Annotated in this window: 17 protein-coding genes; 12 read left to right on the forward strand and 5 right to left on the reverse strand. The window is 68.3% G+C overall.

The features are described 5' to 3' along the window. Positions 1-2,508, forward strand: a 2,508-nt coding sequence (locus tag F464_RS31940; RefSeq protein WP_018992541.1) for a DUF5801 repeats-in-toxin domain-containing protein, incomplete at its 5' end; no start/stop codon positions are given. Between the two features lie 62 nt (positions 2,509-2,570). Here the strand turns inward: F464_RS31940 and F464_RS0124715 are convergent. The 5 genes from F464_RS0124715 to argS form a co-directional block, all read right to left on the reverse strand. Next, positions 2,571-7,388 carry an NAD-glutamate dehydrogenase gene (locus F464_RS0124715; protein WP_018992542.1) on the reverse strand — a complete coding sequence of 1,606 codons (4,818 nt, stop codon included), beginning with the start codon at positions 7,386-7,388 and terminating at the stop codon, positions 2,571-2,573. 119 nt (positions 7,389-7,507) lie between these two features. After that, entirely contained in the window at positions 7,508-8,320 is an 813-nt protein-coding gene (locus F464_RS0124720; protein ID WP_018992543.1) for an SDR family oxidoreductase, read from the reverse strand. 106 nt (positions 8,321-8,426) lie between these two features. Further along, a complete protein-coding gene (locus F464_RS0124725; RefSeq protein WP_018992544.1) occupies positions 8,427-9,068 on the reverse strand; it encodes a thiol:disulfide interchange protein DsbA/DsbL in 642 nt (213 codons plus the stop codon). A 133-nt stretch (positions 9,069-9,201) separates the two neighbouring features. Then, a complete protein-coding gene (locus tag F464_RS0124730) occupies positions 9,202-9,783 on the reverse strand; it encodes an SPOR domain-containing protein (RefSeq protein ID WP_026296298.1) in 582 nt (193 codons plus the stop codon). A gap of 15 nt (positions 9,784-9,798) precedes the next feature. Beyond that, positions 9,799-11,562: an arginine--tRNA ligase gene (argS, locus tag F464_RS0124735; protein WP_018992546.1), complete on the reverse strand. Its 1,764-nt coding sequence runs from the start codon at positions 11,560-11,562 to the stop codon at positions 9,799-9,801. Positions 11,563-11,709: 147 nt separating this feature from the next. On the opposite strand from argS, the gene ubiB reads away from it, so the two are divergent. From ubiB to F464_RS0124790, 11 genes are all read left to right on the forward strand, one after another. Continuing rightward, a complete protein-coding gene (gene ubiB / locus F464_RS0124740; RefSeq protein WP_018992547.1) occupies positions 11,710-13,239 on the forward strand; it encodes a ubiquinone biosynthesis regulatory protein kinase UbiB in 1,530 nt (509 codons plus the stop codon). 142 nt (positions 13,240-13,381) lie between these two features. Beyond that, positions 13,382-15,538 (forward strand): ornithine--oxo-acid transaminase, encoded by a 2,157-nt coding sequence (gene rocD, locus F464_RS31945; protein WP_018992548.1) that lies wholly within the window; start codon positions 13,382-13,384, stop codon positions 15,536-15,538. Positions 15,539-15,791: 253 nt separating this feature from the next. Beyond that, positions 15,792-17,261 (forward strand): sodium:solute symporter family protein, encoded by a 1,470-nt coding sequence (locus F464_RS0124750; RefSeq protein ID WP_018992549.1) that lies wholly within the window; start codon positions 15,792-15,794, stop codon positions 17,259-17,261. A gap of 195 nt (positions 17,262-17,456) precedes the next feature. Beyond that, positions 17,457-18,071 carry a twin-arginine translocation signal domain-containing protein gene (locus tag F464_RS0124755; RefSeq protein WP_018992550.1) on the forward strand — a complete coding sequence of 205 codons (615 nt, stop codon included), beginning with the start codon at positions 17,457-17,459 and terminating at the stop codon, positions 18,069-18,071. 37 nt (positions 18,072-18,108) lie between these two features. Next, complete coding sequence (locus F464_RS0124760; RefSeq protein ID WP_018992551.1) at positions 18,109-19,677, forward strand: GMC family oxidoreductase; 1,569 nt, start codon at positions 18,109-18,111, stop codon at positions 19,675-19,677. Between the two features lie 19 nt (positions 19,678-19,696). Next, a complete protein-coding gene (locus tag F464_RS0124765) occupies positions 19,697-20,047 on the forward strand; it encodes a ribbon-helix-helix domain-containing protein (protein ID WP_018992552.1) in 351 nt (116 codons plus the stop codon). Positions 20,048-20,104: 57 nt separating this feature from the next. Continuing rightward, a complete protein-coding gene (locus F464_RS0124770) occupies positions 20,105-20,500 on the forward strand; it encodes a VOC family protein (RefSeq protein ID WP_018992553.1) in 396 nt (131 codons plus the stop codon). 461 nt (positions 20,501-20,961) lie between these two features. Beyond that, positions 20,962-21,447 carry a 4-hydroxybenzoyl-CoA reductase subunit gamma gene (gene hcrC / locus F464_RS0124775; protein WP_018992554.1) on the forward strand — a complete coding sequence of 162 codons (486 nt, stop codon included), beginning with the start codon at positions 20,962-20,964 and terminating at the stop codon, positions 21,445-21,447. After that, positions 21,444-23,837, forward strand: coding sequence for a 4-hydroxybenzoyl-CoA reductase subunit alpha (gene hcrA / locus F464_RS0124780; protein WP_018992555.1), 2,394 nt, complete (start codon positions 21,444-21,446; stop codon positions 23,835-23,837). Before hcrC ends, hcrA begins: the two co-directional genes overlap by 4 nt. Continuing rightward, positions 23,834-24,826, forward strand: a complete 993-nt coding sequence (gene hcrB, locus F464_RS0124785) for a 4-hydroxybenzoyl-CoA reductase subunit beta (protein ID WP_232429030.1) — start codon at positions 23,834-23,836, stop codon at positions 24,824-24,826. Before hcrA ends, hcrB begins: the two co-directional genes overlap by 4 nt. A 1-nt stretch (position 24,827) precedes the next feature. After that, positions 24,828-25,820 carry an XdhC family protein gene (locus F464_RS0124790; RefSeq protein ID WP_026296299.1) on the forward strand — a complete coding sequence of 331 codons (993 nt, stop codon included), beginning with the start codon at positions 24,828-24,830 and terminating at the stop codon, positions 25,818-25,820. Positions 25,821-25,830: the final 10 nt, after the last annotated feature.

A 25,830-nucleotide genomic window follows, 5' to 3' on the forward strand; every position in this document is an offset into this window, starting at 1 on the left:
GTCCTCGGCCGCTACGACAGCGACGGCAATGGTTCCCTCGACGCCACCGCATTCACCGTCACGATCAGCGACACCGGCGTACTCAGCGTCACCCAGAACGTCGCCCTGCACCATCCCGACGACACCAACCCCGATGACCCGGTCACCCTCGCCGGCAAGCTCTCGCTCTCCGTCACCACCACCGACGGCGACGGCGATCAGGCCTCCGACACCCTCGCCATCGGCAACCTCGTTACCTTCGAGGACGACGGACCGACCGCCGCGATCGCCGTCAAGAGCACCGCCAGCCTCGTCGTCGACGAAACCGCCGGGGTGAACACCCCCGATACCGCGGCCCCCGCCGGCACCCTTGGCCAGGCCACCATCACGGCCGGCAACCTCTTCACCAACACGTCCACCTTCGGCTCTGATGGGGCGGCCACCTCCGGCGCCACCACCTACTCGCTGGTGTTCAATCCGGCCAACACCGCCACCGGCCTCACCGACACGCTGTCCGGCCAGGCCATCGTCCTCGTCGATAACGGAGGCGTGATCGAAGGTCGCACCACCGGCGGCGCGCTCGTCTTCACCGTCAGCGTCAATGCTTCCGGCGATGTCACTCTTACCCAGTATCGCGCGGTCGTCCATAACGATCCGAACGATGCCGACGAGAGCGGCATTTCCGCGGCCTTCCTCACCGGCAGCAGCCTCGCCGTGCAGGTGACCGTCACCGATGGTGACGGCGACCACAGCTCCGCCAGCGCCTCGCTCAACGGCGTCATCGCCTTCGAGGACGACGGACCGAAAGCCTTCATTCCCGAAGCCACAGCCATCATGAACGAGGGTGGATCGAGTTTCACCGGAGCGCTCGATCTCGATACGAACATCACCAACAACTACGGCACCGATGGCGGCTCGATCCGTTTCGCCCCGAGCCTCGCAGGCGCCACCACGCTGACGTCGGGCGGGCTGCCGATCACCTATCAGATCTCGGGTGACGGGCTCACGCTGACTGCCTCGACTGACGCCGGTACCGTATTCACCGTCACACTCAACCCGGCAACGGGCGAGTACCAGGTTTCCATGGTCGGTCCGGTCGATGGCGGCGCGAGCACTATTGACTTCAACGGTGGCGGCTACAACTTCGTCGGCGGCAACGGAAACTGGGCTGGCTTCCTCAGCCCTGGAGACAACGATAGCTCCGACTTGCTGATCACCCCGATGATCAAGAGCGCCGGCGGCGAGTACGTCAGCGGCGGCACCGTGAACACCAACGCGAATGAAGGAGGGGTTGGCAGCGGGAATAGTGTCGGTGCGGGCGAGGCGATCCGGATCGATTTCGTGACCGATCTCAGCGGTGCGCCCAAGAACGGTCAGTCCTATGTTACGGGCGATTCGACGCACTCCTTCGACAGTCATTACACAACAAACGGCGCGTCGGCGCTCTTCACCGCGATCACGGGCGGCACCGCGAAGTCCGACGTCCTTATTCGCGCATTCGACGATGACGACTCCGGCAACAAGAACATCGTCGGCAACGGGACGCAAGACTCGATCACCGCGGTGGCGATCAAGTTCGGCGGCGTGACGAAGATCGTCTCCGTTCAAACTGCCGGCACCAATCCGTACGCCGTTACGGTCGGGGGCATAACATTCACCGTCCTCTTCACCGACAACCTCGCTACTGCTGCCCTCGATTATGACGTCAAGGTTTCAGGCGTCGTGTCGAACACGCAGATCGCGGTATACACCGCCGATGGCTTTGACAGCGTCGAGTACCAGTATGCCGGCGGGCAGGACTTCAAGATCGGTGACTTCGGCGCGAGCGATCTCACGCAAGGCGACCCGGTGAACCTCGACTTCCCGCTCCAGGTTATTGACGGTGACGGTGACAGCGTGAGCGCATCGTTGTCGCTGACACTTCTCCCCGACGATCTGACGACACAGGACTTTTCTGCCGCAGGCTCCGGTGTAACGGCAACCGCAACTACCGACTCTCCGCACATCATCGGCTCCGGGTTCGCCGACACCCTGAACGGCAACGGCGGGGACAACGTGCTGTACGGTGGCGCCGGCAACGATACCCTCGACGGCAAGGCAGGCAACGACACCTTGAATGGCGGCGCAGGTAACGACACGCTGATCGGCGGTTCGGGCAGCGACACGATGTGGGGCGGCCTCGGAGCCGACACCTTCAAGTGGGCGCTGACGGACGCGAGCAGTTCTTCAGTCCCGACCGACACGATCAAGGACTTCAACACCGAGGCCTTTGCGAGCGGTGGCGACCGCCTCGATCTGAAGGACCTGCTCGAGGGCTCGTCCGCGCCTACCGATCCGCTGAGCGACTACCTGCACTTCAGCTACAACGCCGGCACGAACTCGACGACGATCGAGGTGCACTCGGGCGGCACGGGAGCGCCGGTCGATCAGCTCATCGTGATCGAAAACGTCGATCTGGTCACAGGCTTCGCGAACGACGCGGCGATCATCACCGACCTCATGACCAAGGGCAAGCTCATCACCGACTGATGCCCTGACGGTTCGCCCGGCGGCTCACGGCCGCCGGGCTTTTTTTCGTCCGTGCGCTGCGCTCACGCCATCCCGCGCAGCTCCCGCAGCAGCACCGACAGCATCGGCATCTCGATCGCCTGCGCCGTCTTCACGTCGGCGAGCAGGTGGCGGTAGCGGTCGATCTGCGGCATGCGGCGCGCTTCCCACGCGGCGATGAGGTCGTCGGGCTGGCCGAGGTCGGGCGAGGTTTTGAGGATGTCCGCCGCCAGACTGCGAGCGAGGTTCGACAGGTCGACGCGCAGCGCACCGCGCGCGAGGTTCTGCCAGCGTGTGTCGGCGGGCAGCGCGGCGATCTGGGCGCCGAGCCAGTACAGGTCGAGGTGTCCGCCGAGGGTGAAGTACACGGCGGCCACCGTTCCCTCGGGCCGGCCGGTGTCGGCGACGATCTCGACGAGATCGAGCGCCGAATACAGCTCGTCGAGCAGGGCGATGCGCAGCGCGAGATCCCCGGGCACGCCGCGCTCGACGTAGCGCGCGGTCACGGCGTCGAGCTGTGCGCGGTAGTCGTCCGACACCAGGCGGTACAGGTGCTCGGTCAAGGCTTCGACGCCGGGCGTGAAGCGCGCGAGCGTGGCCTGCAGGTCGGCGAGCCATTCGCGGTGACGCAGGAACCATGTCGTGCCGCGCTGCACGAGGCGGCCGCAGTCGATGATCATCGCGGTCTGCACCGCGTCTTCAACGCGGTTGTCGAGTTCCTCGATCGCGTGCCAGATCGGCACCAGACCGAAGATTTCGCGCGTAGCCATGTAGGCGCGCACGATCTCCGCCGGCGTCGCACCGACTTCGCCCTGCAGCCGCCCGACGAAGGTGGGGCCGACGCGGTTGATCATGCTGTTGATGACGTGCGTCGAGATGATCTCGCGGCGCAGCGGATGCTTCGCGATGTGCGCGGCGAAGCGTTCGCGCAGCGGCGCCGGGAAGTAGCGCGACAGTGCGCTGCCGAGGTAGGGGTCTTCGGGCACGTCGGACGCGAGCACCTCGTCGTAGAGCTCGATCTTGCTGTAAGCGAGCAGCACCGCCAGCTCCGGCGCGACGAGGCCGGTGCGCGCGGCGGCGCGTTCGGCGATCTCGTCGTCGAGCGGCAGGAACTCGAGCTTGCGGTTGAGCCGCCCGGCGAAGCTCAGGCGGCGGATGAACTCGGCCTGCTCGTCGAGCAGCGCGACGCCGCGCGCGCGCGTCACCGACAGCACCTGCGTCTGCGCGTAGTTGTCGCGCAGCACGAGCGCGGCGACCTCGTCGGTCATCTCGACGAGCAGGGCGTCGCGCTGCTTGCCGGTGAGCTCGCCTTCGGCAATCACGCTGTTGAGCAGGATCTTGATGTTCACCTCGTGGTCGGAGCAATCCACGCCGCCCGAGTTGTCGATCGCGTCGGTGTACAGCTTGCCGCCCTTCAGCGCGTACTCGATGCGCCCGAGCTGCGTCATGCCGAGGTTGCCGCCTTCACCGATCACGCGGCAGCGCAGCTCGGCGCCGTTCACGCGTACCGCATCGTTGGCGCGGTCGCCGACCGAGGCATCGGTCTCGCTCGTCGCCTTCACGTAGGTGCCGATGCCGCCGTTGTAGAGCAGATCGACCGGCGCGCACAGGATCGCGTGAATCAGTTCGGACGGCGGCAGCGACTCGGCCTCGATGCCGAGCACCGCCTGCATCTGCGGCGACAGCGGAATCGACTTGGCGCTGCGCGGCCACACCCCGCCACCCGCAGAAATCTTCGTGCGGTCGTAATCGTTCCAGGAGGAGCGCGGCAGCGCGAAGAGCCGCTCACGCTCGTCGAAGGACGATTCCGGATCGGGATCCGGGTCGATGAAGATGTGGCGATGGTCGAAGGCCGCGATGAGGCGGGTCTTGCGCGAGCGCAGCATGCCGTTGCCGAACACGTCGCCCGACATGTCGCCGATACCGACTGCCGTGAAGGGCTGCTCCTGCGCGTCGATGCCGAGTTCGCGGAAGTGGCGCTTCACCGATTCCCACGCGCCGCGCGCGGTGATCGCCATCTTCTTGTGGTCGTAGCCGGCCGAGCCGCCGGACGCGAAGGCGTCGCCCAGCCAGAAGCCGTATTCGGCCGCGACGCCGTTCGCGTAATCGGAGAAGCTCGCGGTGCCCTTGTCCGCGGCTACAACCAGGTAGGGGTCGTCGCCGTCGTGGCGCACCACGTCGGGCGGTGGCATGACGCGGCCCTGCACGAGGTTGTCGGTGAGATCGAGCAGGCCGTGCAGGTACAGGCGGTAGCACGCGATGCCTTCGGCGAGCACGGCTTCGCGGTCGCCCGCGGGAGGCGGATTCCTGACGACGAAGCCGCCCTTGGAGCCGACCGGCACGATCACCGCGTTCTTGACGATCTGCGCCTTCACCAGGCCCAGCACCTCGGTGCGGTAGTCCTCCATGCGGTCCGACCAGCGCAGGCCGCCGCGCGCGACCTTGCCGCCGCGCAGGTGCACGCCCTCGAAACGCGGCGCGTAGACGAAGATCTCGAACATCGGCAGCGGCTGCGGCAGGTTCGGGATGCGCTTCGGATCGAGCTTGAAGGACAGGTAGGGCTTGAAGCCGCCGTCGGCGTCGCGCTGGTAGTAGTTCGTGCGCAGCGTCGCCCTCACCATCGCGAGGAACTGGCGCAGGATGCGGTCCTCGTCGAGGTTCGCGACGTCGTTGAGGGCGTCATCGATGCCGGCAAGCACCGTCGCCTCGTGTCGCACGCGCTCGGCTGCGCGTGCGGGGTCGAGGCGCAGCGAGAAGAGCTCGACGAGCTGGCGCGCGAGCTGCGGATGGGCCGCGAGCGTCTGCTGCATGTAGGTCTGACTGAAGGTGAAGGCCGCCTGCTTCATGTGTTTCGCGTAGGCGCGCAGCACCGTGATCTCGCGCCAGGTCAGGCCGGCGAGGAGCGTCAGGCGGTTGAAGTCGTCGCTCTCGATCTCGCCGCGCCACGCGCGCAGGAACGCGTCGTGGAAGAGCGGGCGCAGGGTGTCGATGTCGAGTTCCTCGGCCCCCACGTAGGCCAGCCCGAAGTCGTGGACCCACACGCAGCGGCCGTCCTGGCGCGCGATCTCGGACGGGTGCTCGTCAATCACCTTGACGCCCATGCGTTCGAGCATCGGCAGGCTCTGCGACAGCGGCACCGGCGCGCCGACGCGGTAGATCTTGAAGTTGAGCCGCCCCGCGGGCGCCTCGAGCGGGATGTAGAGGCTCATCGCCAGCCCCTCGCCGGCGATCGACTCCATCTGCTCGATGTCGAACACCGCCACGCGCGGCGAGTATTCCTCGCGATAGCCGGCAGGGAAGGCGCTGCCGTAGCGGCGCAGCAGGATCATTCCGCGCTCCTCGCCGCAATGCTCGAGCAGCACGCGCTGCAGCTCGTCCTCCCAGCGCCGTGTCGCCCGAACGATGCGCTGCTCCAGCTCATGCACCTCGAAGGGCGGGATAGACGAGCCGCGCGTGCGCACGATGATCAGCACGCGCGCGAGCGCCGACTCGAAGAACTGCACGTCGAAGTCCGAGCTCGCGCCGTTGAAGGCTTCCATCAGCACGGCCTGCATGCGCAGGCGCTGATCGGTGTTGTAGTGCTCGCGCGGCACGTAGATCAGGCAGGAGACGAAGCGCGCGAACGGGTCGCAGCGCACGAAGAGCCGCGTGCGCTGGCGCTCGCCCAGGTGCAGGATGCCGATCGCCTGGTGGTAGAGCTCCTCGGCCTCGATCTGGAAGAGTTCGTCGCGCGGATAGCGTTCGAGGATGGTCAGCAACGCCTTGGCCGCATGGCTCCTGGGCATCAGGCCGGCGCGCGCGATCACCGCATCGACCTTGCGGCGCAGGAAGGGGATCAGCTTGGGACTGGCGCTGTAGGCGGTGGAGGCGAGCAGACCGATCACGCGGTGCTCGCCGCACACATGTCCGTTCGCGTCGAAGCGCTTGATGCTGAAGCGGTCGATGTAGCCGACGCGATGCACGGTCGAGCGCGTGTTCGACTTGGTGACGGTGAGCAGGATCGGCAGGTTGGGCAATGTGGATTTCAGCTCGGCCGGCAAGGCACCGAACGAGCGCGACTGCTTGTCGCCGTCTTTCTCGCGCAGCAGTCCGAGCCCCGAGCCCGCGACGATGGACAGTTCCGGCGTGCCGCCGTCGGCCGCGGCCAGCTCGTAGTCGCGGCAGCCCAGCAGCACGAGGTTGTCATCCATCAGCCACCTGAGGAAGGCGACGCTCTCGTCGATTTCCTCCGCCGCGACGGGCGGCGGATTGTGCTCGATCTCGCTCATGACGTCGGCGACGCGCTGCTGCATCGCCGGCCAGTCGGCAACCGCCACACGCACGTCGGCGAGCACACGCTCCAGCCCCGCACGCAGCGCATCGAGGTCGGCCGCATCGGTGCGCCGGTCCACTTCGACGTGGATGACTGATTCGTAGCCGCCCGCCCCTGCCTCGTCGGCAACGCGCTGGTAGATGCCCTCGGCGTCGCGCACGACGCGCATCACCGGGTGGATGATCAGGTGCAGCGTGAGCCCCTGACGATTGACCTCCATCGCGATCGAGTCGACGAGGAAGGGCATGTCGTCATTGACGATCTCGATCACGGTATGGGTCGATTCCCAGCCGTGCTCCTCGAGCTTCGGGTTATACACCCGCAGGCGCGTCCCGCCGCGGTGCTTGCGCGCGAAGTGCCAGTGGCTGAGCACCGCGCCGTACAGGTCGTCGACGGTGTAGTCGGCGATATCCTCGGGCGCGACCTGACCGAACCAGCGCCGGGCGAAGGCACCTACGGACGCTGCCTGATCGGCGGGCAGCTTGAGTTCGATCTGCTCCAGGATCGCTTCGAAACTTGCGGCACCGCTTTCTATGTGGCGTGTCTGCATCGCTGTCTCCCGCGTGACGGGGGCTGCGCCGCGACAAGCCGACCAGTCAGGCAACCGCCCACCTTATCGGATCAACCATACCCGCATCGCGTGCCACGGGGAAGGGGCAGGCAGCGACGCTACAGCGGCAGCCCTCGCGGCTTGCGTCCGGCGCGGGCGAACAGGGCGTCGAACACCGGATTCGGCAGCGCCCGCAGCACGCGCGCGACGACACCCATCTGCCAGGGCACGACGGCGTAGCCGCGGCCCGCTTCGATGACCTTCGCCATACGCCGTGCGGCCTCGTCGGCTTGCAGCATGAAGGGCATCGGATACGTGTTCACGGCCGTCATCGGCGTCGCGATGTAACCGGGCGCGAGCGTGACGACGCGCACGCCGCTGCCGCGCAGTTCGACGCGCAGGCTCTCGAGGTAGGCGATCGCGGCGGCCTTGGATGCGCTGTACGCGCCCGCTCCGGGCAGGCCGCGGATACCGGCGACCGAGGCGATGCCGACGAGCCGCCCGGAGCCGCGCCGGCGCATCGCTTCGACGAAGGGCTGGAAGCTCGCGACCATACCGTTCACATTGGTGCGCATGACGCGCTCGAAGGCCGGCAGGTCTTCGGAGCATTCGGTGAGTGTGCCGACCGACACGCCCGCATTCGCGATGACGATGTCGGGCACGCCGAAACGCGCCAGGTAGGCTTCGGCCGCCCGCGCGAGGGCGTCCGCGTCGCCAACGTCGGCCGGCAAGGGGAGATGTTCGCCCGGCAGCTCGGCCGCGAACGCCGCCAGTGCCTCGCCGCGTCGCGCGACCAGTCCGATGTTGGCGCCGCGACCGGCGTAATGGCGCGCGAAGGCCTGGCCGAGGCCGCTCGAGGCGCCGGTCAGGAAAACACGAAGTCCGGCCGGAGCCGGACTTGCATGGGAAGCAGGGCGGGGATCGTGCTTCACGAAAACAGGAATCGCAGGAATGGCGCGCTAAAGTGTCGGGGTGGGAGCTTAAGCGAAAACCGCCCGTCGAACCTGTGGGAGCGGCGGCGCCCCGCTGCGCGGCCGATCAGCTCTTGCCCTTCTCCGAGCGCGCGCGCGCGACCAGTTCGTTGACGGTCTTGAGCATGCCCTCGTGGCTGCCGGCGGTCGAGGCCGAGACGATGAAGCGGCCATCGACGGCCATCATCGGCACGCCGCTGACGCGATAGGCCGCAGCGATCTGGTTCGAGCGCTGCACGCGCGACTGCACACCGAAGGACTTCCACGTGTCGCTGAAGCGCTTGGAGTCGGTGACGCTGCCGGCCCATTCGAGCAGCACGTCTTCCTTCTGCAGCTGGCGCCTCTGCTCGTGGATCGCGGCGAACACGGCCGGGCCCAGCTTCGCCGACTCACCCATCGCTTCGAGCGTGTAATAGATGCGCGCGAGGTTGGTCCACTCGGGACGGTTGAAGGTGATGGGCACCTTCACGAAATTCACGTCGGCCGGCAGCGTCTTCGTCCAGTTGTTGAGCAGCGGCTCGAAGTCGTTGCAGTGCGGGCAACCGTAGGAGAAGAACTCGATCACCTCGATCTTGCCGGCAACCTCGGTCGGCACCTTGGTGGCCAGGGTCTGGAAAGGCTGGCCGGCCTTCTGGGCCTGTACTGCGCCACCCAGGACGGAAAGTGCGGTCAGGGCGGACAGTTGCTTGAGTGCGGCACGACGATTCATTCAATACTCCCGAGTTGATGACAGGGCTTCAGACGGCACACCCTGCGAGTTGTTCCCGAAATCTTTGCAGCATATCGACCCGGCACCGTTCGGGCTGAGCCTGGCGACCCCCTGGCAATGCCCGTCGACAGGCTCAGGGATTGCCCTTCACCACCGTGCCGGTGAAGCCGGCCTCGGACAGGCGCGCGCGTACCGGATTCATGTCTTCCGGCTTCGCGAAGGGGCCGATGCGCACGCGGTGCATCGTGCGGCCGTCGGGCAGCTGCGCGCGCTGCGCGCTCGCCTCGATGCCGCTCAGCGCGAGCTTGGCCTTCAGGTTGTCGGCCTCGGCCGGGTTTTCGAACGCACCGATCTGCAGGTAGAGCTTCTCGGGCGCGGCCGACGCCGCGGCGGCGGGTGCGGCGGGCTTGCTCTCGGTCGGCGCGCCCTCGCCCTGCGGCAGGATCTTGTAGAACTCGAAATCCGGCTTCACCACCGGACGGTCGCCCGGCTTGCCCGGCAGCGAGGCCGGCGGCTGATCGGCCACCGGCGGCCGTGCCACGGCGGGGGCCGGCGCGGCGGGCGTCTGGAAGGGCGAATTGCGGGTGAAATACCAGGCGGCGCCGGCGGCGAACAATGCACCGAGCACCAGTCCGATGAAGATGCCGACGATCACACCGCCGCGGCTCTTCGACGGCCGGCTGGCTTTCCTGCTGGGCTTGCGGTCACGACTCACTAAACTCTCCGGCGATTACATCGACTGCGGCGCCGACACGCCCAGCAGCGCGAGGCCGTTGGCGAGCACCTGGCGCACGGCGGCGGCGAGCGCCAGGCGCGCGAGCTTCAATGCCTCGTCGTCGACCAGCATGCGCTCGGCGTTGTACCAGCTGTGGAACTCGCCGGCGAGATCCTTGAGGTAGAAGGCGATCTGGTGCGGCGCGTAGTCGGCCGCGGCGCTCTGGATCAGCTCGGCGAAGGCACCCAGGCGCGCGCACAGCGCCAGTTCGCGCTCGTTCTCGAGGCGCGCGAGATCGGCCGCGGCCAGCTCGCCGGCTTCGCCGCCCCACTGCTGCAGCACCGAGCACACGCGCGCGTGGGCGTACTGCACGTAATAGACCGGATTCTCGTTGCTCTGGCTCTTGGCGAGGTCGAGGTCGAAGTCGAGGTGCTGGTCGCTTTTCCTCAGCACATAGAAGAAGCGGCACGCATCGTTGCCGACTTCGCGGCGCAGCTCGCGCAGCGTCACGAACTCGCCCGAACGCGTCGACATCGCGGCCTTCTGACCGTTGCGGTACAGCACCGCGAACTGCACCAGCGACACTTCGAGCTTCTCCGGCGGCAGGCCGAGCGCGGCGATCGCACCCTTCACGCGCGGGATGTAGCCGTGGTGGTCGGCGCCCCAGATGTCGATGACGCGATCGAAGCCGCGCTCGTACTTGTTCAGGTGGTAGGCGATGTCGGACGCGAAGTATGTATACAGGCCGTTGTCGCGCTGCACGACGCGGTCCTTCTCGTCGCCGAAGGCGGTCGAGCGGAACCACTTGGCGCCGTCCTGCACGTAGATGTGGCCGCGCTTTTCCAGGTCGGTCACGACGCGCTCGACCAGGCCGGTGTCGAACAGGCTCTTCTCCGAGAACCACTTGTCGAAATGCACGCCGAACTCGTGCAGGTCGTCGCGGCCGTCGCCGAGCTGCTCGTTGAGCGCGAAGCCATGCACGAAGGGGTAGTCTTCGCCGAGCAGGCTCTTGGCGTTGGCGATCAGCACGTCGAGGTGCTCCTCGCGCTGGTTCTTCGCCTCGTCGTCCTTGCGCTCGGCCGCGGGCAGGCCCGGCGCGCCGTCGAGGATCTGCGCGACGGTGACCTTGGCGAAACGATCCTGGTGGCCCTCGCGCATTTCGCGCGCCATCTCGATGACGTAGTCGCCCTGGTAGGCGTTGGGCGGGAAGTCGATCTCGATGCCGTGGAAGGCGAGGTAGCGCAGCCAGGTGGACAGCGCGAGGATGTCCATCTGCCGGCCGGCGTCGTTGATGTAGTACTCGCGCGTGACGTCGTAGCCGGCGAAGTCGAGCACCGCGGAGAGCGACGCCCCGTAGGCCGCACCGCGGCCGTGCCCGACGTGCAGCGGGCCGGTCGGGTTGGCCGAGACGAACTCGACCTGCACCTTGGTGCCGCTCCGCGCGCCGCGGCCGAATTCCTCGCCGCGTGCGAGCACCTCGGCGACGACCGAGGTCTTCGCACCGGAATTCAGCGTGAAGTTGATGAAGCCGGCGCCGGCCACCTCGGTCTTCGCAACCAGCGGCGATGCCGGCAGCTCGGCCAGCAGCATGTTCGCCAGATCGCGCGGGCTGCGGCGCAGCGGCTTGGCGAGCTGCAGCGCGAGGTTGGTGGCGAAGTCGCCGTGACCGGCCTGCTTGGGGCGTTCCAGCTGGATCGGGGTTTCGGTCAGATCGGGGGCGACGCTCTTCAGCGCGGCACGCAGCAGGTCGGCAAGTTGGACTTTCGGATCGGCGCTCATGGCACTCGGAGTTGCGTAAAAGGGCTGAATTATAGCGGATAGCCGGGGTCCGGCCCGTACGCGTCGCTCATGTCATGCCGAAGACCGGCTTTCGCGGCGCGGCCTTTCGGGCTAAAGTCCGCCCTTTCCCCCGCCCGGCAATCCAAAGTGCGTCTCTTCCGCCTCGCCAAGATCATCACCGTCGGCCTGCGCTTCGGCCTCGACCAGATGGTGCTCGAAGCCGACTCGAGCGGGCGCCTGGGCAAGCTGTGGCACGTGGTGTTTTTCTGGCGCCACCCCAAGGCGCCGCGCGGCGAGCGCCTGCGGCGGGCGCTGGAATCGCTGGGCCCGATCTTCGTCAAGTTCGGCCAGATGCTGTCGACGCGCCGCGACCTGCTGCCGCCCGACCTCGCCGACGAACTCGCGCTGCTGCAGGACCGCGTCCCGCCCTTCCCGAGCGAGCAGGCGCTGAAGGTGCTGGAGGACCTCTACGGCAAGCCGGTCGACGAGGTCTTCGTAGACTTCGAACGCACGCCGGTCGCCTCGGCATCGGTCGCGCAGGTGCATTTCGCGCGCCTGCCCGACGGCACCGAGGTCGCGGTGAAGATCCTGCGCCCGGGCATCGAGCCGGTGATCGTGCACGACCTCGCGCTGCTCGACACCGCGGCGGCGCTGCTCGAGAAGCTATGGCCCGAGGCGCGGCGCCTGAAACCGCGCGAAGTGGTCGCCGAGTTCAGCAAGTACCTGCACGACGAGCTCGACCTGATGCGCGAGGCGTCGAACTGCTCGCAGCTGCGGCGCAACTTCACCAGCTCCAAACTGCTGCAGGTGCCCGAGGTGTATTGGGACTGGTGCGGCAAGTCGGTGATGGTGATGGAGCGCATGCGCGGCGTGCCGATCTCGCAGCTCGACGCGCTGCGCGCGCAGGGCACGGACCTGAGGGCGCTGTCGCGCGCAGGCGTGGAGATCTTCTTCACGCAGGTGTTCCGCGACGGCTTCTTTCATGCCGACATGCACCCCGGCAACATCTTCGTGCATGCCGACGGACGCTACATCGCGCTCGACTTCGGCATCGTCGGCACGCTCACCGAGGTCGACAAGAGCTACCTCGCGCAGAACTTCCTCGGCTTCTTCAAGCGCGACTACAACCGCGTCGCGCGCGCCCACATCGAGGCCGGCTGGGTGCCGGCGCACACCCGCGTGGACGAGTTCGAGAGCGCGATCCGTGCGGTGTGCGAGCCGATCTTCGACCGCCCGCTGAAGGACATCTCCTTCGGCAAGACGCTGCTGCGCCTCTTCCAGACCGCGCGCCGCTTCGAGATGGAAGTGCAGCCGCAGCTCGTGCTGCTGCAGAAGACGCTGCTCAACATCGAGGGACTCGGCCGCCAGCTCGACCCCGAGCTCGACCTGTGGAAGACCGCCAAGCCCTTCCTCGAGCGCTGGATGGACGAGCAGATGGGCTGGCGCGGCCTGCTGCGCAACCTCAAGGACGAGGCGCCGTCCTGGGCCGGCACGCTGCCGCAGATCCCCCGCCTCGTGCATCGCGTGCTCGACTCGACGGCCCACCGCCACGAAGTGCAGAGCGGCGAGCTGGAGCGCCTCGCCCGTGCGCAGCGCACGCAGGGGCGCGTGCTGTGGCTCATCGGTGCGCTGCTCGCGACGCTGGTCGGGCTGGAGCTGTACCGCATCTTCGGCTGATCGGACTGCGCGGCAGACGCGCAATACGTCACGCGCCGGATCGCGCGCGCCGGCAGCGCCTGAACGAATCCCTGCCTCCTGCGTCGAACGCATAAGCGCATCGACTATTCGCCCGCACCCGCCGCGGGCAGGGAGGATGGCCATGACTCACTCCGCGCCGCTTCACGTCCCGCCGCATGCCGAGCTGCGCGCCGTCGTGCAGGTCATCGGTGTCGCCTCCGCGCTGGGGGCGCCCGGCCACGGGCCGGCGGCCGGCCCGGCCGCCCTCCAGCACCACGGCCTGCTGCAGCGGCTCAAGGGAACCGGCATTGCCGCGAGCTGGCAGGAAACCCTCATCCCGCTCACGGAGCCTCCTCCCGGCGCGCAGATGCGCGAACGCCTGGATGCGGTCGGCGGACTCGCGCAGCGCGTCGCGGACCACCTCACCGCCCTCGCGCCCGGCGTATTCCCGCTCGTGATCGGCGGCGACCACGCCGTGGGCATCGGCACCTGGCGCGGCATCGCCACCCGCCTGGCGCCGCGCGGCGCACTGGGCCTGATCTGGATCGACGCGCACCTCGACAGCCACACCGAGCGCAGCACGCACTCGGGCAACATCCACGGCATGCCGCTCGCGGCCCTGCTGGGTGAAGGCGACGCGGCGCTGACGGGCGTCAGCGGGCCGAAGCTCGCCCCGGCCAACGTCGTGATCATCGGCGCGCGCGCGTGGGAGCACGAGGAACATGAACGCCTGACGCGGCTCGGCGTGCAGGTCTTCGACATGGCGGAAGTGCGCGAGCGCGGCATGGCCGCCGTGTTCTGCGACGCGCTGAGCGTCGTGCGCGAGCGCACGGCGGGCTTCGGTGTCAGCATTGATCTCGACGCGCTCGACGCCGCCGCCTTCCCCGCCGTGACCTGCCCGGAAACGGAGGGCATCGCGCCCGACGAGCTGTGCGCGGCGCTGCTCGCGCTGCGTGGCTGCGGCGATTTCGTCGCGATGGAGATCGTCGAGTACCTGCCCGAGCGCGACCCCGGCGGAATGTGCGCGGACTGGGTCGCGAACCTCGCCGGCGCGGCGCTGGGCCCCTCGACCTATCTGCTGCGTGCGAAGGAGCGCGAGTTCGGCGCGCACAACTATGCGCCGCTGCCGGTCGTGTTCCACCACGGCAAGGGCATCTGGCTGTGGGACGTCGAGGGGCGGCGCTACCTCGACATGATGAGCGCCTACTCGGCGGTGAGCTTCGGCCACGCCAACCCGCGCCTGCTGCGCGCGCTCAACGACCAGGCGCAGCGCCTCGCGCTGACTTCGCGCGCGTACTCCAACGACCGCCTGCCGCTGCTGATGGAGCGCCTGTGCGGCCTGCTCGGCTACGAGCGCGTGCTACCGGTGAATACCGGCCTGGAGGCGGTCGAGACGGCGCTCAAAACCGCGCGCAAGTGGGGCTACAAGGTCAAGGGCATCGCCGCCGACAAGGCGGAGATCATCGCCTGCGAAGGCAACTTCCACGGCCGCTCGATCACCATCGTCGGCATGTCGTCGGAAGAACAGTATCGCGACGGCTTCGGCCCCTTCCCCGCCGGCTTCAGACGCATACCCTACGGCGACGCGGACGCGCTCGAAGCGGCGATCACGCCCGACACCGCCGCCTTCCTCGTCGAACCGGTGCAGGGCGAAGGCGGCATCATCGTGCCGCCGACCGGCTACCTCGCGCGCTGCGCCGAGATCTGCCGGCGCCACAACGTGCTGCTGATCGCCGACGAAGTCCAGACCGGCCTCGGCCGCACCGGGCGTCTGCTCGGCTGCGACCACGAGGGCGTGCATCCGGACGGGCTGATCCTCGGCAAGGCGTTGGGCGGCGGCCTGCTGCCGGTGTCGGCCTTCCTCGCCGACGCCACGGTGATGGACGTGCTCCATCCGGGCGACCACGGCTCGACCTTCGGCGGCAACCCGCTGGGCGCGGCCGTCGCGCTGGAAGTGCTCGCGATCCTCGAAGAGACGCGCCCCTGGGAACATGCCGCGCGCCTTGGCGAACGCCTCATGGCCCGCTTCCGCGACGCGCGCCTGCCGTGCATTCGCGAGGTGCGCGGGCGCGGCCTGCTGGTCGGCCTCGAACTCGATCCGGCGCGGCTGCGCGCCCCCGTCGCGGCAGAGCTGCTGCTCGCGCGCGGCATCGCCACCAAGGATACGCACAACACCGTGATTCGCTTCGCGCCGCCGCTGGTGATTACCGAGGCCGAACTCGACGCGGCCGCGGAGCTCGTCATCGATACGCTCGCCGCCGCCGGCGCGCATCGCGGACAGGAACCGCTGCAGCCCTGAAGCGTACCAAGCCGGCAGTCAGATACAACCGTTCGCCCGGAGCATGTCAAAGGGCTCGGCCCGAACGGTGCTTGGTTGCCGGCGGGATAAGCGGTCTGCGGCGCTGCGGCCGGCCCGACCGCCGCACCAGAAAGGTGCATAAAGGCCGCGCCGCGCAAGGGATTCAAGCCTCCCGCACGGCTGGATTCGTTGCTAAACTTTGCGCCCGCCGTTTTTGTTCCATCTCCACCTGTCACCGCGCAAAGGTCCAAGCATGCTGGTCGGCTTCGTCATCGCTTATCTCCTGGTCTCGATCGGCGTCGGCCTGTATGCCGCCACCAAGGTCAAGAACACATCGGACTACGTCGCGGCCGGCCGCCACCTGCCGCTGTATATCGTCACCGCGACGGTGTTCGCGACCTGGTTCGGCGCCGAGACCGTGCTCGGCATCTCGGCCACCTTCCTCGACGAAGGCCTGCGCGGCCTGTGGTCCGACCCCTTCGGCGCCTCGCTGTGCCTGATCCTCGTCGGCCTGTTCTTCGCCCGGCCGTTGTACCGCCTGAACCTGCTGACCTTGGGTGACTACTACCGCATGCGCTACGGCCGCACGGTCGAGGTGCTGTGCTCGAGCGCGATCGTGCTGTCCTACCTCGGCTGGGTCGCGGCCCAGATCACGGCACTGGGCCTGGTGTTCAACATCCTGTCCGCCGGCTCGATCTCGAACGAACAGGGGATGCTGATCGGAGCGAGCATCGTGCTCGTGTATACGCTGTTCGGCGGCATGTGGTCAGTGGCGCTCACCGACTTCATGCAGATGACGATCATCATCATCGGCCTCTTCTACATCGCCTGGCTGGTCGGGGACATGGCGGGCGGCGTGGGCACAGTCGTCGCCCATGCGAACGAGGCGGGCAAGCTCAACTTCCTGCCTGAATTCGATGCGAAGGACATGATCGCCTTCGTCGCCGGGATCCTGACCATGGGCTTCGGCTCGATCCCGCAGCAGGACGTGTTCCAGCGCGTGAACTCGGCGCGCAACGAGCGGACCGCCGTGACCGGCACGCTGCTCGGCGGTTCGGGCTACTTCCTGTTCGCCTTCGTGCCGCTCTTCATCGCCTACTCGGCGACGCTGATCGATCCCGCGCTGGTTGCGCAATACCAGGAAAGCGACAGCCAGCAGGTTCTGCCGCAGCTGATCCTGCAGCGCACGCCGATCTTCGCGCAGGTGATGTTCTTCGGCGCGCTGCTGTCGGCGATCATGAGTACCGCCTCGGGCACGCTGCTTGCGCCTTCCGTGACCTTCTCCGAGAACATCCTGCGCGGCACCTTCCCGAAGATGAGCGACCACAAATTCCTGTGGCTCACCCGCTCCATCGTCGTCGTGTTCGCGCTGCTGATCACGTGGTACGCGACGCACACCGACGAAAGCATCCACGGCATGGTCGAGAACGCCTACAAGGTGACCCTCGCAACCGCCTTCGTGCCGCTCGCCTTCGGCCTGTACTGGAAGCGCGCAACGACACAAGGCGCGCTGGCGTCGATCTTCGTCGGCCTCGTGAGCTGGGTGCTGCTCGAGATCGTCGCCCCGGAAGCCGGCGTGCCGCCGCACTTCGCCGGCATGCTGGCGGGCATCGCCGCGATGCTCGCCGGCTCGCTGCTGCCGCAGACCCTCGTCAAGCCGACCCACGGCCACGTCGCCGAGCACCTGCACACCGCGCACTCGACCACGCACGCAGGACGCTGACGCGCTTCGGCACTGCAAAACGGTTCGCACCTCGCGCCGCCAATGCCTATGCTTCGTGCAGGGGCATTCGCGCGCGGCAGCATCGCGGCAACACCTCCGGCGTAGGTACCGGCGTATTACCCGTACGCCGGAGCGCGATGGAATACTGCTTCGCAGTCAGGGCACCCAGACCCCGATGCAACGAGGAGACGAACCATGCAAGCAATCCGGATCGCCACGGCGAGCCGCGGTGCAGCGTCGGCCGCGACCAACGGGCATCAAGTGCCGCTGACGCGGCGCGAGTTCCTTAAAGGCACGGGCATCCTGCTCGGCACCTTGGTGATCGGCACCCCGATCGCCGCGCTGGCGCCCTCGCGGGCCTGGGCGCTCGAGCTCAAGGCGCTCGACACGGCCACCGGCGACGCCCTGCTCAAGTTCGGCCGCGTGCTCTATCCGCACCCGAACCTCCCCGACGCCGTATACGCCCTGCTCGTCAAGGACCTCGACGCGATGGCCGCAGCCGACCCGAAGCTGGCCGGGCAACTGCGCGACGGCGTCGCAGGCCTCGACCGCGCGACCGGTGGCGCGTTCGCCAAGGCCAAGCCCGCCGCACAACTGGCCGCCGTGAAGGCGATCGAAGGCAAACCCTTCTTCGCGACGGTGCGCGGCAAGTGCGTGACCGCCCTGTACGACAACGAGATGACGTGGACGGCCTTCGGCTACCCCGGCGAGTCCTTCAGCAAGGGGGGCTACATCCGGCGCGGCTTCCAGGATCTGAAGTGGCTGCCCGACCCGCCCGAGGGCGCGAGCCCGCCGCCCTTCCTGGGCTGATCGACACCTCGCAAATCACGGCATCCGGAGGCAGGACATGGCGAAGATCGCATTCGACGACGACTCCGCGGTCGTCATCATCGGTTCAGGCGCGGGCGGCGGCACATTGGCGAACGAGTTGTGCCAGAAAGGCATCAAGGTGGTCGTGCTCGAGGCGGGCGCGACGCAGTCCGTCGCGAGTTTCATCAACGACGAGTGGAAGTCCTTCTCGCAGCTCGCGTGGCTCGACGCGCGCACGACCTCGGGCAACTGGCGCATCGCGAAGGACTTTCCGGGTCTGCCGGCGTGGATCTGCAAGACCGTCGGCGGCACGACGACGCACTGGGCGGGCGCATCGCTGCGCCTCCAGGAACACGAGTTCAAGGTCCGCACGCATTACGGCGCGATCAAGGGTGCAAACCTGATGGACTGGCCGCTGACACTGAAGGACATGGAGCCCTGGTACGACAAGGCCGAGGACAAGATGGGCGTGACCCGCACCCACGGCATTCCGGGCCTGCCGGGCAACAACAACTTCAAGGTGATGCACGCCGGGGCGACGAAGCTCGGCTACAAGGAGGTGCACACCGGACGCATGGCGATCAACAGCAAGCCGCGCGACGGCCGCGGCAGCTGCCAGCAGATCGGTTTCTGCTTCCAGGGCTGCAAGAGCGGCGCGAAGTGGTCCACGCTGTACACCGAGCTGCCCAAGGCCGAGGCGACCGGCAACCTCGATCTTCGCCCCGAGTCCCACGTCACCCGCATCGAGCACAATGCGGCCGGCAAGGTCAGCGGCGTCGTGTATGTCGACAAGGCCGGTCAGGAGCAGCGGCAGAAGGCGCGCATCGTGTGCGTCGCCGGCAACTCGATCGAGACGCCGCGCCTGCTGCTGATGTCGGCGAGCGACAAGTTCCGCGACGGCCTCGCGAACTCCTCGGACCAGGTCGGACGCAACTACATGCGCCACATGACGGGCTCGGTGTACGCAGCCTTCAAGGAGCCGGTGCATATGTTCCGCGGCACGACGATGGCCGGCATCGTGGGCGACGAGGCGCGCAACAACCCGAAGCGCGGCTTCGTCGGCGGCTACGAGATGGAGACGCTGTCGCTGGGCGTGCCCTTCATGGCGGCCTTCCTCAACCCCGGCGGCTGGGGCGAGGAGTTCGCGTGGTGGATGGAACACTACAGCCAGCTCGCCGGCATGTGGCTGGTCGGCGAGGACATGCCGCGCGAGAGCAATCGCGTCACGCTGAACGCGAAGGTCAAGGACAAGTACGGCAATCCGGTGCCCAATGTGCACTTCGACGATCACGCCAACGACATCGCGATGCGCAGCCACGCCTACACGCAGGGCGAGCGCATCTACAAGGCCGCCGGCGCGATCCGCACCTTCCGCACGCCGCCCTACCCCTCGACGCACAACCTCGGCACCTGCCGCATGGGGACCTCGGCGGCCGACAGCGTGTGCAACGCGTACGGGCAGACGCACGACATCCCCAACCTGTTCATCTCCGACGGCAGCCAGTTCACCACCGGCGGCGCGGAGAATCCGACGCTGACGATCGTCGCCCTCGCGATCCGCCAGGCCGATCACATCGCCACCCTGATGAACCAGCGGGCGCTCTGAGCCCACGGGGGAACGAAACATGTGCGAATACTTCGTCAAGGCCGACCCGATCCAGTACGAGCAGCGCACCCGCACGATCCGCATCCACGGCGTGCTCACCAGCATCCGGCTGGAGAACATGGTGTGGGACATCCTCGCCGAGATGGCCGAGGAAGAGCGCTGCACCACCAATCATCTCGTCGTGACCTTCCACGACGAGATCCTCGCGCACCGGGGGGAGGTGCCGAACTTCGCCTCCTTTCTGCGCGTGACCTGCATGCGCTATCTGCGGCGCAGGCTCATCGCGGCGGAGCGCGCACTCCCAAACGCACCGTCGCCGGCGCTCCCGGCGGCAGCTCCGAAGATCGTCGCGATGGCGGCCAGGACCTAAGTCCGAGCGCGCCCGCGACACCATCGACTGAACAATCCCCCAACTAACGGAGCGTCCATGGCCAAGATCATCCACAGCATGATCCGCGTGCTCGACCTCGACAAATCGATGCGCTTCTATGAAGACGTGCTCGACCTGCGCGAAGCGCATCGCCTCGACTTTCCCGAGTTCACGCTCGTCTACCTGCGCAACGCGGAGAACGACTACGAACTCGAACTGACGCTCAACAAGGGCCGCGAAGAGGCCTACACGCACGGCACCGGCTACGGCCACATCGCCGTCGTCGAACCGGACGTCACCGCGCGCCACGCCGAACTCACGGCCAAGGGCTACGAGCCGGCGCCGGTGAAGGAATTCAAGCGCGGCGACGAACTGCTCGCACGCTTCTTCTTCATCCAGGACCCGGACGGCTACAAGATCGAGGTGCTCGAGCGCCACGGCCACTACCGGTGACAACGCAGCGCCGCTGAACCCGCCACCACAATCCCTTGCCCGACCCGTGCCGGACGCCCCCCGCCGGCGCGGAGGGTTTTCTGCGTCCGTCATTCCACGCCGATCGAAGTCACGCCCCTCCCCGCCCTTGCGACGATCTGCCGGGCAATGGTTCAGGGCGCCCCACGTCGCCCTGAACCCGAATGGCAGTGCCTTGTCGGGTCGATAGTTCGATATGCGGTGACGAATGGCAGTCGGGCTGCAAGATCCTGGCCGCCGCGTTGCCCGGAGCGAGGCCGACGGAGCGCTCCCCTCGCAGCGAAACCCCGTATTTTCAATAGCATGCCAGCGCAGAAGAGCATGCCCGGTATGCATTCACCTTCATATTTTCCTTTGCGCCGGACGGTGCTAGCATCGCTCCATCAAATTGTTTGATGTCACACAATCAATCCGCCAGACCTTCCCGCGGAACAGGAGGCGACATGAAGGAACTGCTGACACTGACGGTGAATGGCCGGCTGCGCGAGGACGCGGTCGCCGGGAACGCGCTGCTGATCGACTACCTGCGCGACACGCTGGGCCTGACGGGTACCAAACAGGGCTGCGACGGCGGCGAGTGCGGTGCGTGCACGGTGCTGGTGGACGGCGAGCCGCGGCTCGCGTGCAGCACGCTCGCGCACGGCGTCGCCGGGCGGCACATCGAGACGATAGAAGGCCTGAGCACCGCCGGCAACCTGTCGCGCCTGCAGCGCGCCTTCCACGAACATCTGGGCGCCCAGTGCGGCTTCTGCACGCCGGGCATGATCATGGCCGCCGACGCGCTGCTGCGGCGCAATCCGCAGCCCTCGCGCGACGAGATCCGCGCGGCGCTCGCCGGCAATCTGTGCCGCTGCACCGGCTACGTGAAGATCCTCGATTCCGTCGAGGCCGCGGCGCGCTGCGGGGACGTCGCGGGGGTGGCGGCATGAACGCGCCCGAACGCACCTTGCCGCGCCCCCTCACGCACGTTGGGCAGGCGGGCGACGCGCCCGGCGGGGTCGGCGCCCGCATGCCGCTGATCGACGGCGTCGACAAGGTCACCGGCAATGCCCGCTACACCGCCGACCTGCCCGCGCAGGGCGCTCTCGTCGGCCGCCTCCTGCGCAGCCCCTGGGCGCATGCCGAGATCGTCTCGGTCGATATCGCCGACGCGCTCGGGCTGCCGGGCGTGCGTGCGGTGATCACGGGTGAGGAATGCGACACCCCTTACGGCGTGATCCCCATCGCGCAGAACGAATTCCCCCTCGCGCGCGGCCGCATCCGTTACATCGGCGAACCGCTCGCAGCCGTCGCGGCGGTCGACGAGGCGACGGCCGACGCGGCAATCGCGCTGATCCGCTTCGAGGTGCGCGAGCTGCCCGCGTACTTCGAGGCCGCGGACGCGCGCAAGCCCGACGCGGTACTGCTGCACGACAACAAGAAGGGCAACATCGAGCGCGAGGTGCATAACGAGTTCGGCGACACCGCCGCGGGCTTCGCCGCGGCCGACCTGATCCGCGAGGACGTCTTCGAGTGCGCCGAGGTCCATCACGCGATGATGGAGCCCAACGCCGCGCTCGCCGCGTGGGACGCAGAGCGCGGCCACCTGACCTTGTGGTCGGTCACGCAGGTGCCCTACTACGTCCATGAATCGCTCTCCCGCTGCATGAACCTCGACGCGGCCTACATCCGCGTGATCAAACCCTTCGTCGGCGGCGGCTTCGGCCACCGCGTCGAGACGCTGAACTTCGAGATCATCTGTGCGCTGCTCGCCCGCGCCGCGCGCGGCACCGTGCGCCTGCTGCAGAGCCGCGAGGAGGCCTTCCTGACCCACCGCGGCCGGCCCCAGACCCACATCCGCATGAAGCTCGGCCTCACCCGTGAAGGCCGCATGACCGCCTGCGAAGCCGAGGTCGTGCAGCGCGGCGGCGCCTACGGCGGCTACGGCCTCGTCACGATCCTGTATTCAGGCGCGCTGCTCAACGGCCTGTACGACCTGCCCGCGGTGAAATACAACGGCTACCGCGTGTATACGAACACCCCGCCCTGCGGCGCGATGCGCGGCCACGGCACCGTCAACGTGCGCTTCGCGTTCGAATCCTTGCTCGACTCGATGGCCGCCGAGCTGGGTCTCGACGCCTTCGCGGTGCGCCGGCGCAACCTGCTCGCCGCACCGGCCGAGACGATCAACGGGCTGAAGGTGATGAGCTACGGCCTGCCCGAATGCCTCGACTGGGTGGAAGAAGCGTCGGGCTGGCGCGAGCGCGCCGCGCGGCTGTGCGACGACGGCCCGATCCGCCGCGGCATCGGCATCGCCTGCTCGCACTTCGTCAGCGGCTCGGCCAAGCCGGTGCATTTCACCGGCCAGCCGCACGCGACGATCGCGCTGCGCGTGGACTTCGACGCCGCGATCACGATCCTGACCGGCGCCTCCGACATCGGCCAGGGCTCGTCGACGATCATCAGCCAGGTCGTCGCCGAAGTGCTGGGCGTCGCCCAGCGCCGCCTGCGCCTCATCGCCACCGACTCCGCGCTCACGCCCAAGGACAACGGCTCGTATTCCTCGCGCGTGACCTTCATGGTCGGCAACGCCGCGGCCGACGCCGCGCACAATCTCAAGCGCGTGCTCGTCGCCGCGGCGGCGAAGCGGCTCGGCGTGAGCGAGGGGGAAGTCGACTGGCTCGGCGAAGCGGCCGCGGTCGTCGGCGATCCCGCGCACCAGATCGGCTTCCACGAGATCGTCGAGGAAGCGCTGGTCGACACCGGCATGCTCACCGTCAAGGGCACCTTCACCTGCCCGATCGAGTTCCAGGGCGGCAAGCAGCGCGGCGGCGCGGTCGGCTCGACGATGGGTTTCTCCTACGCCGCACAGGCGGTGCAGGTCGCGGTCGATACCGAGCTCGGCACCGTCACCGTCGAGAAGGTCTGGGCCGCCATCGACTGCGGTTTCGCGATCAACCCGATGTCGGTCGAAGGCCAGGTGCAGGGCGCCGTGTGGATGGGCATGGGCCAGGCGCTGTCCGAGGAGACGGTGTACGAGAACGGCCGCCACAAGGCGGTCAGCCTGCTCGACTACCGCGTGCCGACGATGGCCGAATCGCCCGAGATCGACGTGCATATCGTCGAGAGCATGGACCCCAACGGCCCCTTCGGCGCCAAGGAAGCGAGCGAAGGCCCGCTCGCCGGCGTCATGCCCGCGATCGCCGCGGCGATCGAGGATGCGACCGGCCGCCGCATCCGCCAGCTCCCCTTCACCCCGGACCGCGTCTTCGACGCGCTCAACCGCAAACCCCGCCCCGGCGCCGTCGCGCCGGCGGCCACCCGGCGAGGAGAGGCATGATGGGCACCCTGTCCGAATTCCGTCTGATGCGTGCGGCGAGTGCCGCGGACGCGGTGCGCCTGCGCGCCGAATTCCCGGCCAGCCGCTTCATCGCCGGCGGCACCGACCTGCTGCCTAACATGCGCCGCGGGCTGGTCGGCGCCGAGGTCCTGATCGACCTCGGTGGCGTCGGCGAGATACGGGAGATGCGCCGCGACGGCGACACCCTGCGCATCGGCGCCGGCGTCACGCTCGCGACGCTCGCGGCCGACCCGCCCGTCGTCGCCCACCTGCCCGCGCTCGCCCAGGCCGCGCTGGCCGTCGCCGGCCCCACGCACCGCCGCGCCGCGACGCTGGGCGGCAACCTGTGCCTCGACACCCGCTGCCAGTACTACAACCAGAGCGAGGACTGGCGTCGCGGCAACGACTTCTGCATGAAGCGTTCCGGCGACGTCTGCCGCGTCGCGCCGAAATCGAGCCGCTGCTACGCGGCCTTCAGCGGCGACGTCGCACCGGCGCTGCTCGCGCTCGGCGCCGAAGTCGAGCTCCTCGGCCCGCAGGGACTGCGCCGCCTGCCGCTCGCGGACTTCTACGTCGATGACGGCATGAACTGGCTCGCGCTCGGCCCCGACGAGCTGCTCGTCGCGGTGACGGTGCCGCTCGTTTCGGGCCGTGCGAGTGCCTACGAAAAGATCCGCGTGCGCGGCGCGATCGACTTCCCGCTCGCGGGCGTCGCCGTGGCGCTGCGCCGCGACGGCGAGCTGATCGGCGAGCTGCGCGTCGCCTGCACCGGCGTATCCTCGCGCCCAGAGTTCATCGCCGGGCTGGACGAACTCGTCGGCAAGCCGCTCGACGACGCCGCACTGGCTACAATGGAGCGTCACCTCAAGCGCGGCATCCAGCCGATGGAGACGACGCTCGTGAGCGTCCCGTACCGTCGCCGCGCGACGCCGGCGCTGGCGAAGCGGCTCGTGCGCCGGCTGTGGGATGAAGCCCGACAAGGAGCCTGACATGGACAGTGTCAACCTCGAAGTGCTGCGCCAGGCCGTCGCGTGGAGCGAAGCCGGCGTCCCGGTCACGCTCGCGACCGTGGTGCGCACCTGGGGCTCGTCCCCGCGCCCCGAAGGCGCGCTGCTCGCGATCGCCGGCGACGGGCGGCTGGTCGGTTCCGTGTCCGGCGGCTGCATCGAGGACGACCTCCTCGACCGCCTGCGCACCGAACGCCCCGCGCGGCCCGAGCACGTCACCTACGGCATCACCGCCGACCAGACGCGCCGCTTCGGCCTGCCCTGCGGCGGCAAGCTGGAACTGGTGCTGGAGCCGGTCGCCGCCGGCAACCGCCTCGCCGACACGCTCGCCGCAATCGAACACGGCGAGATGGTCGCGCGCCGCCTCGACCTCACGAGCGGCGCCGTCGACCTCCTCGGCGACGTCCCCGACAGCGCCGTCGTGTTCGACGGCCGCACGCTGGTGTCCGCCTTCGGCCCGCGCTGGCGCATGCTGATCATCGGCGCCGGCCAGCTGTCGCGCTATCTCGCCGAATTCGCGCTGGCGCTCGACTACCAGGTCACGATCTGCGAGCCGCGCGAGGAATACCGCGAAAGCTGGGCCGTGCCCGGCGCGGCGATCACGACCGAGATGCCCGACGACGCGGTGACGGCGCTGCGCCCCGACCGCCGCACCGTGATCATCGGCGGCACCCACGACCCCAAGCTCGACGACCTCGCGCTGATCGACGCGCTCAAGACCAACGCCTTCTACGTCGGCGCGATCGGCTCGCGCGCCAACAGCGAACGGCGGCGCGAGCGGCTCAAGCTCTTCGACCTCACCGATGCCGACGTCGACCGCCTGCACGGGCCGGTCGGCCTGCCGCTGGGCAGCCGCACCCCGCCCGAGATCGCGCTGGCGATCCTCGCCGACATCACCGCTCGCCGCAACGGCGTCACGCTGGTCGCCACCGAATCACGCCAAGCTTCGGTCGGCGACGCCTGCCCGGCGCTCTGAGCGGGCCTTC

The sequence above is a fragment of the Aromatoleum toluclasticum ATCC 700605 genome (assembly GCF_000378245.1).
Classification (GTDB): Bacteria; Pseudomonadota; Gammaproteobacteria; order Burkholderiales; family Rhodocyclaceae; genus Aromatoleum; species Aromatoleum toluclasticum.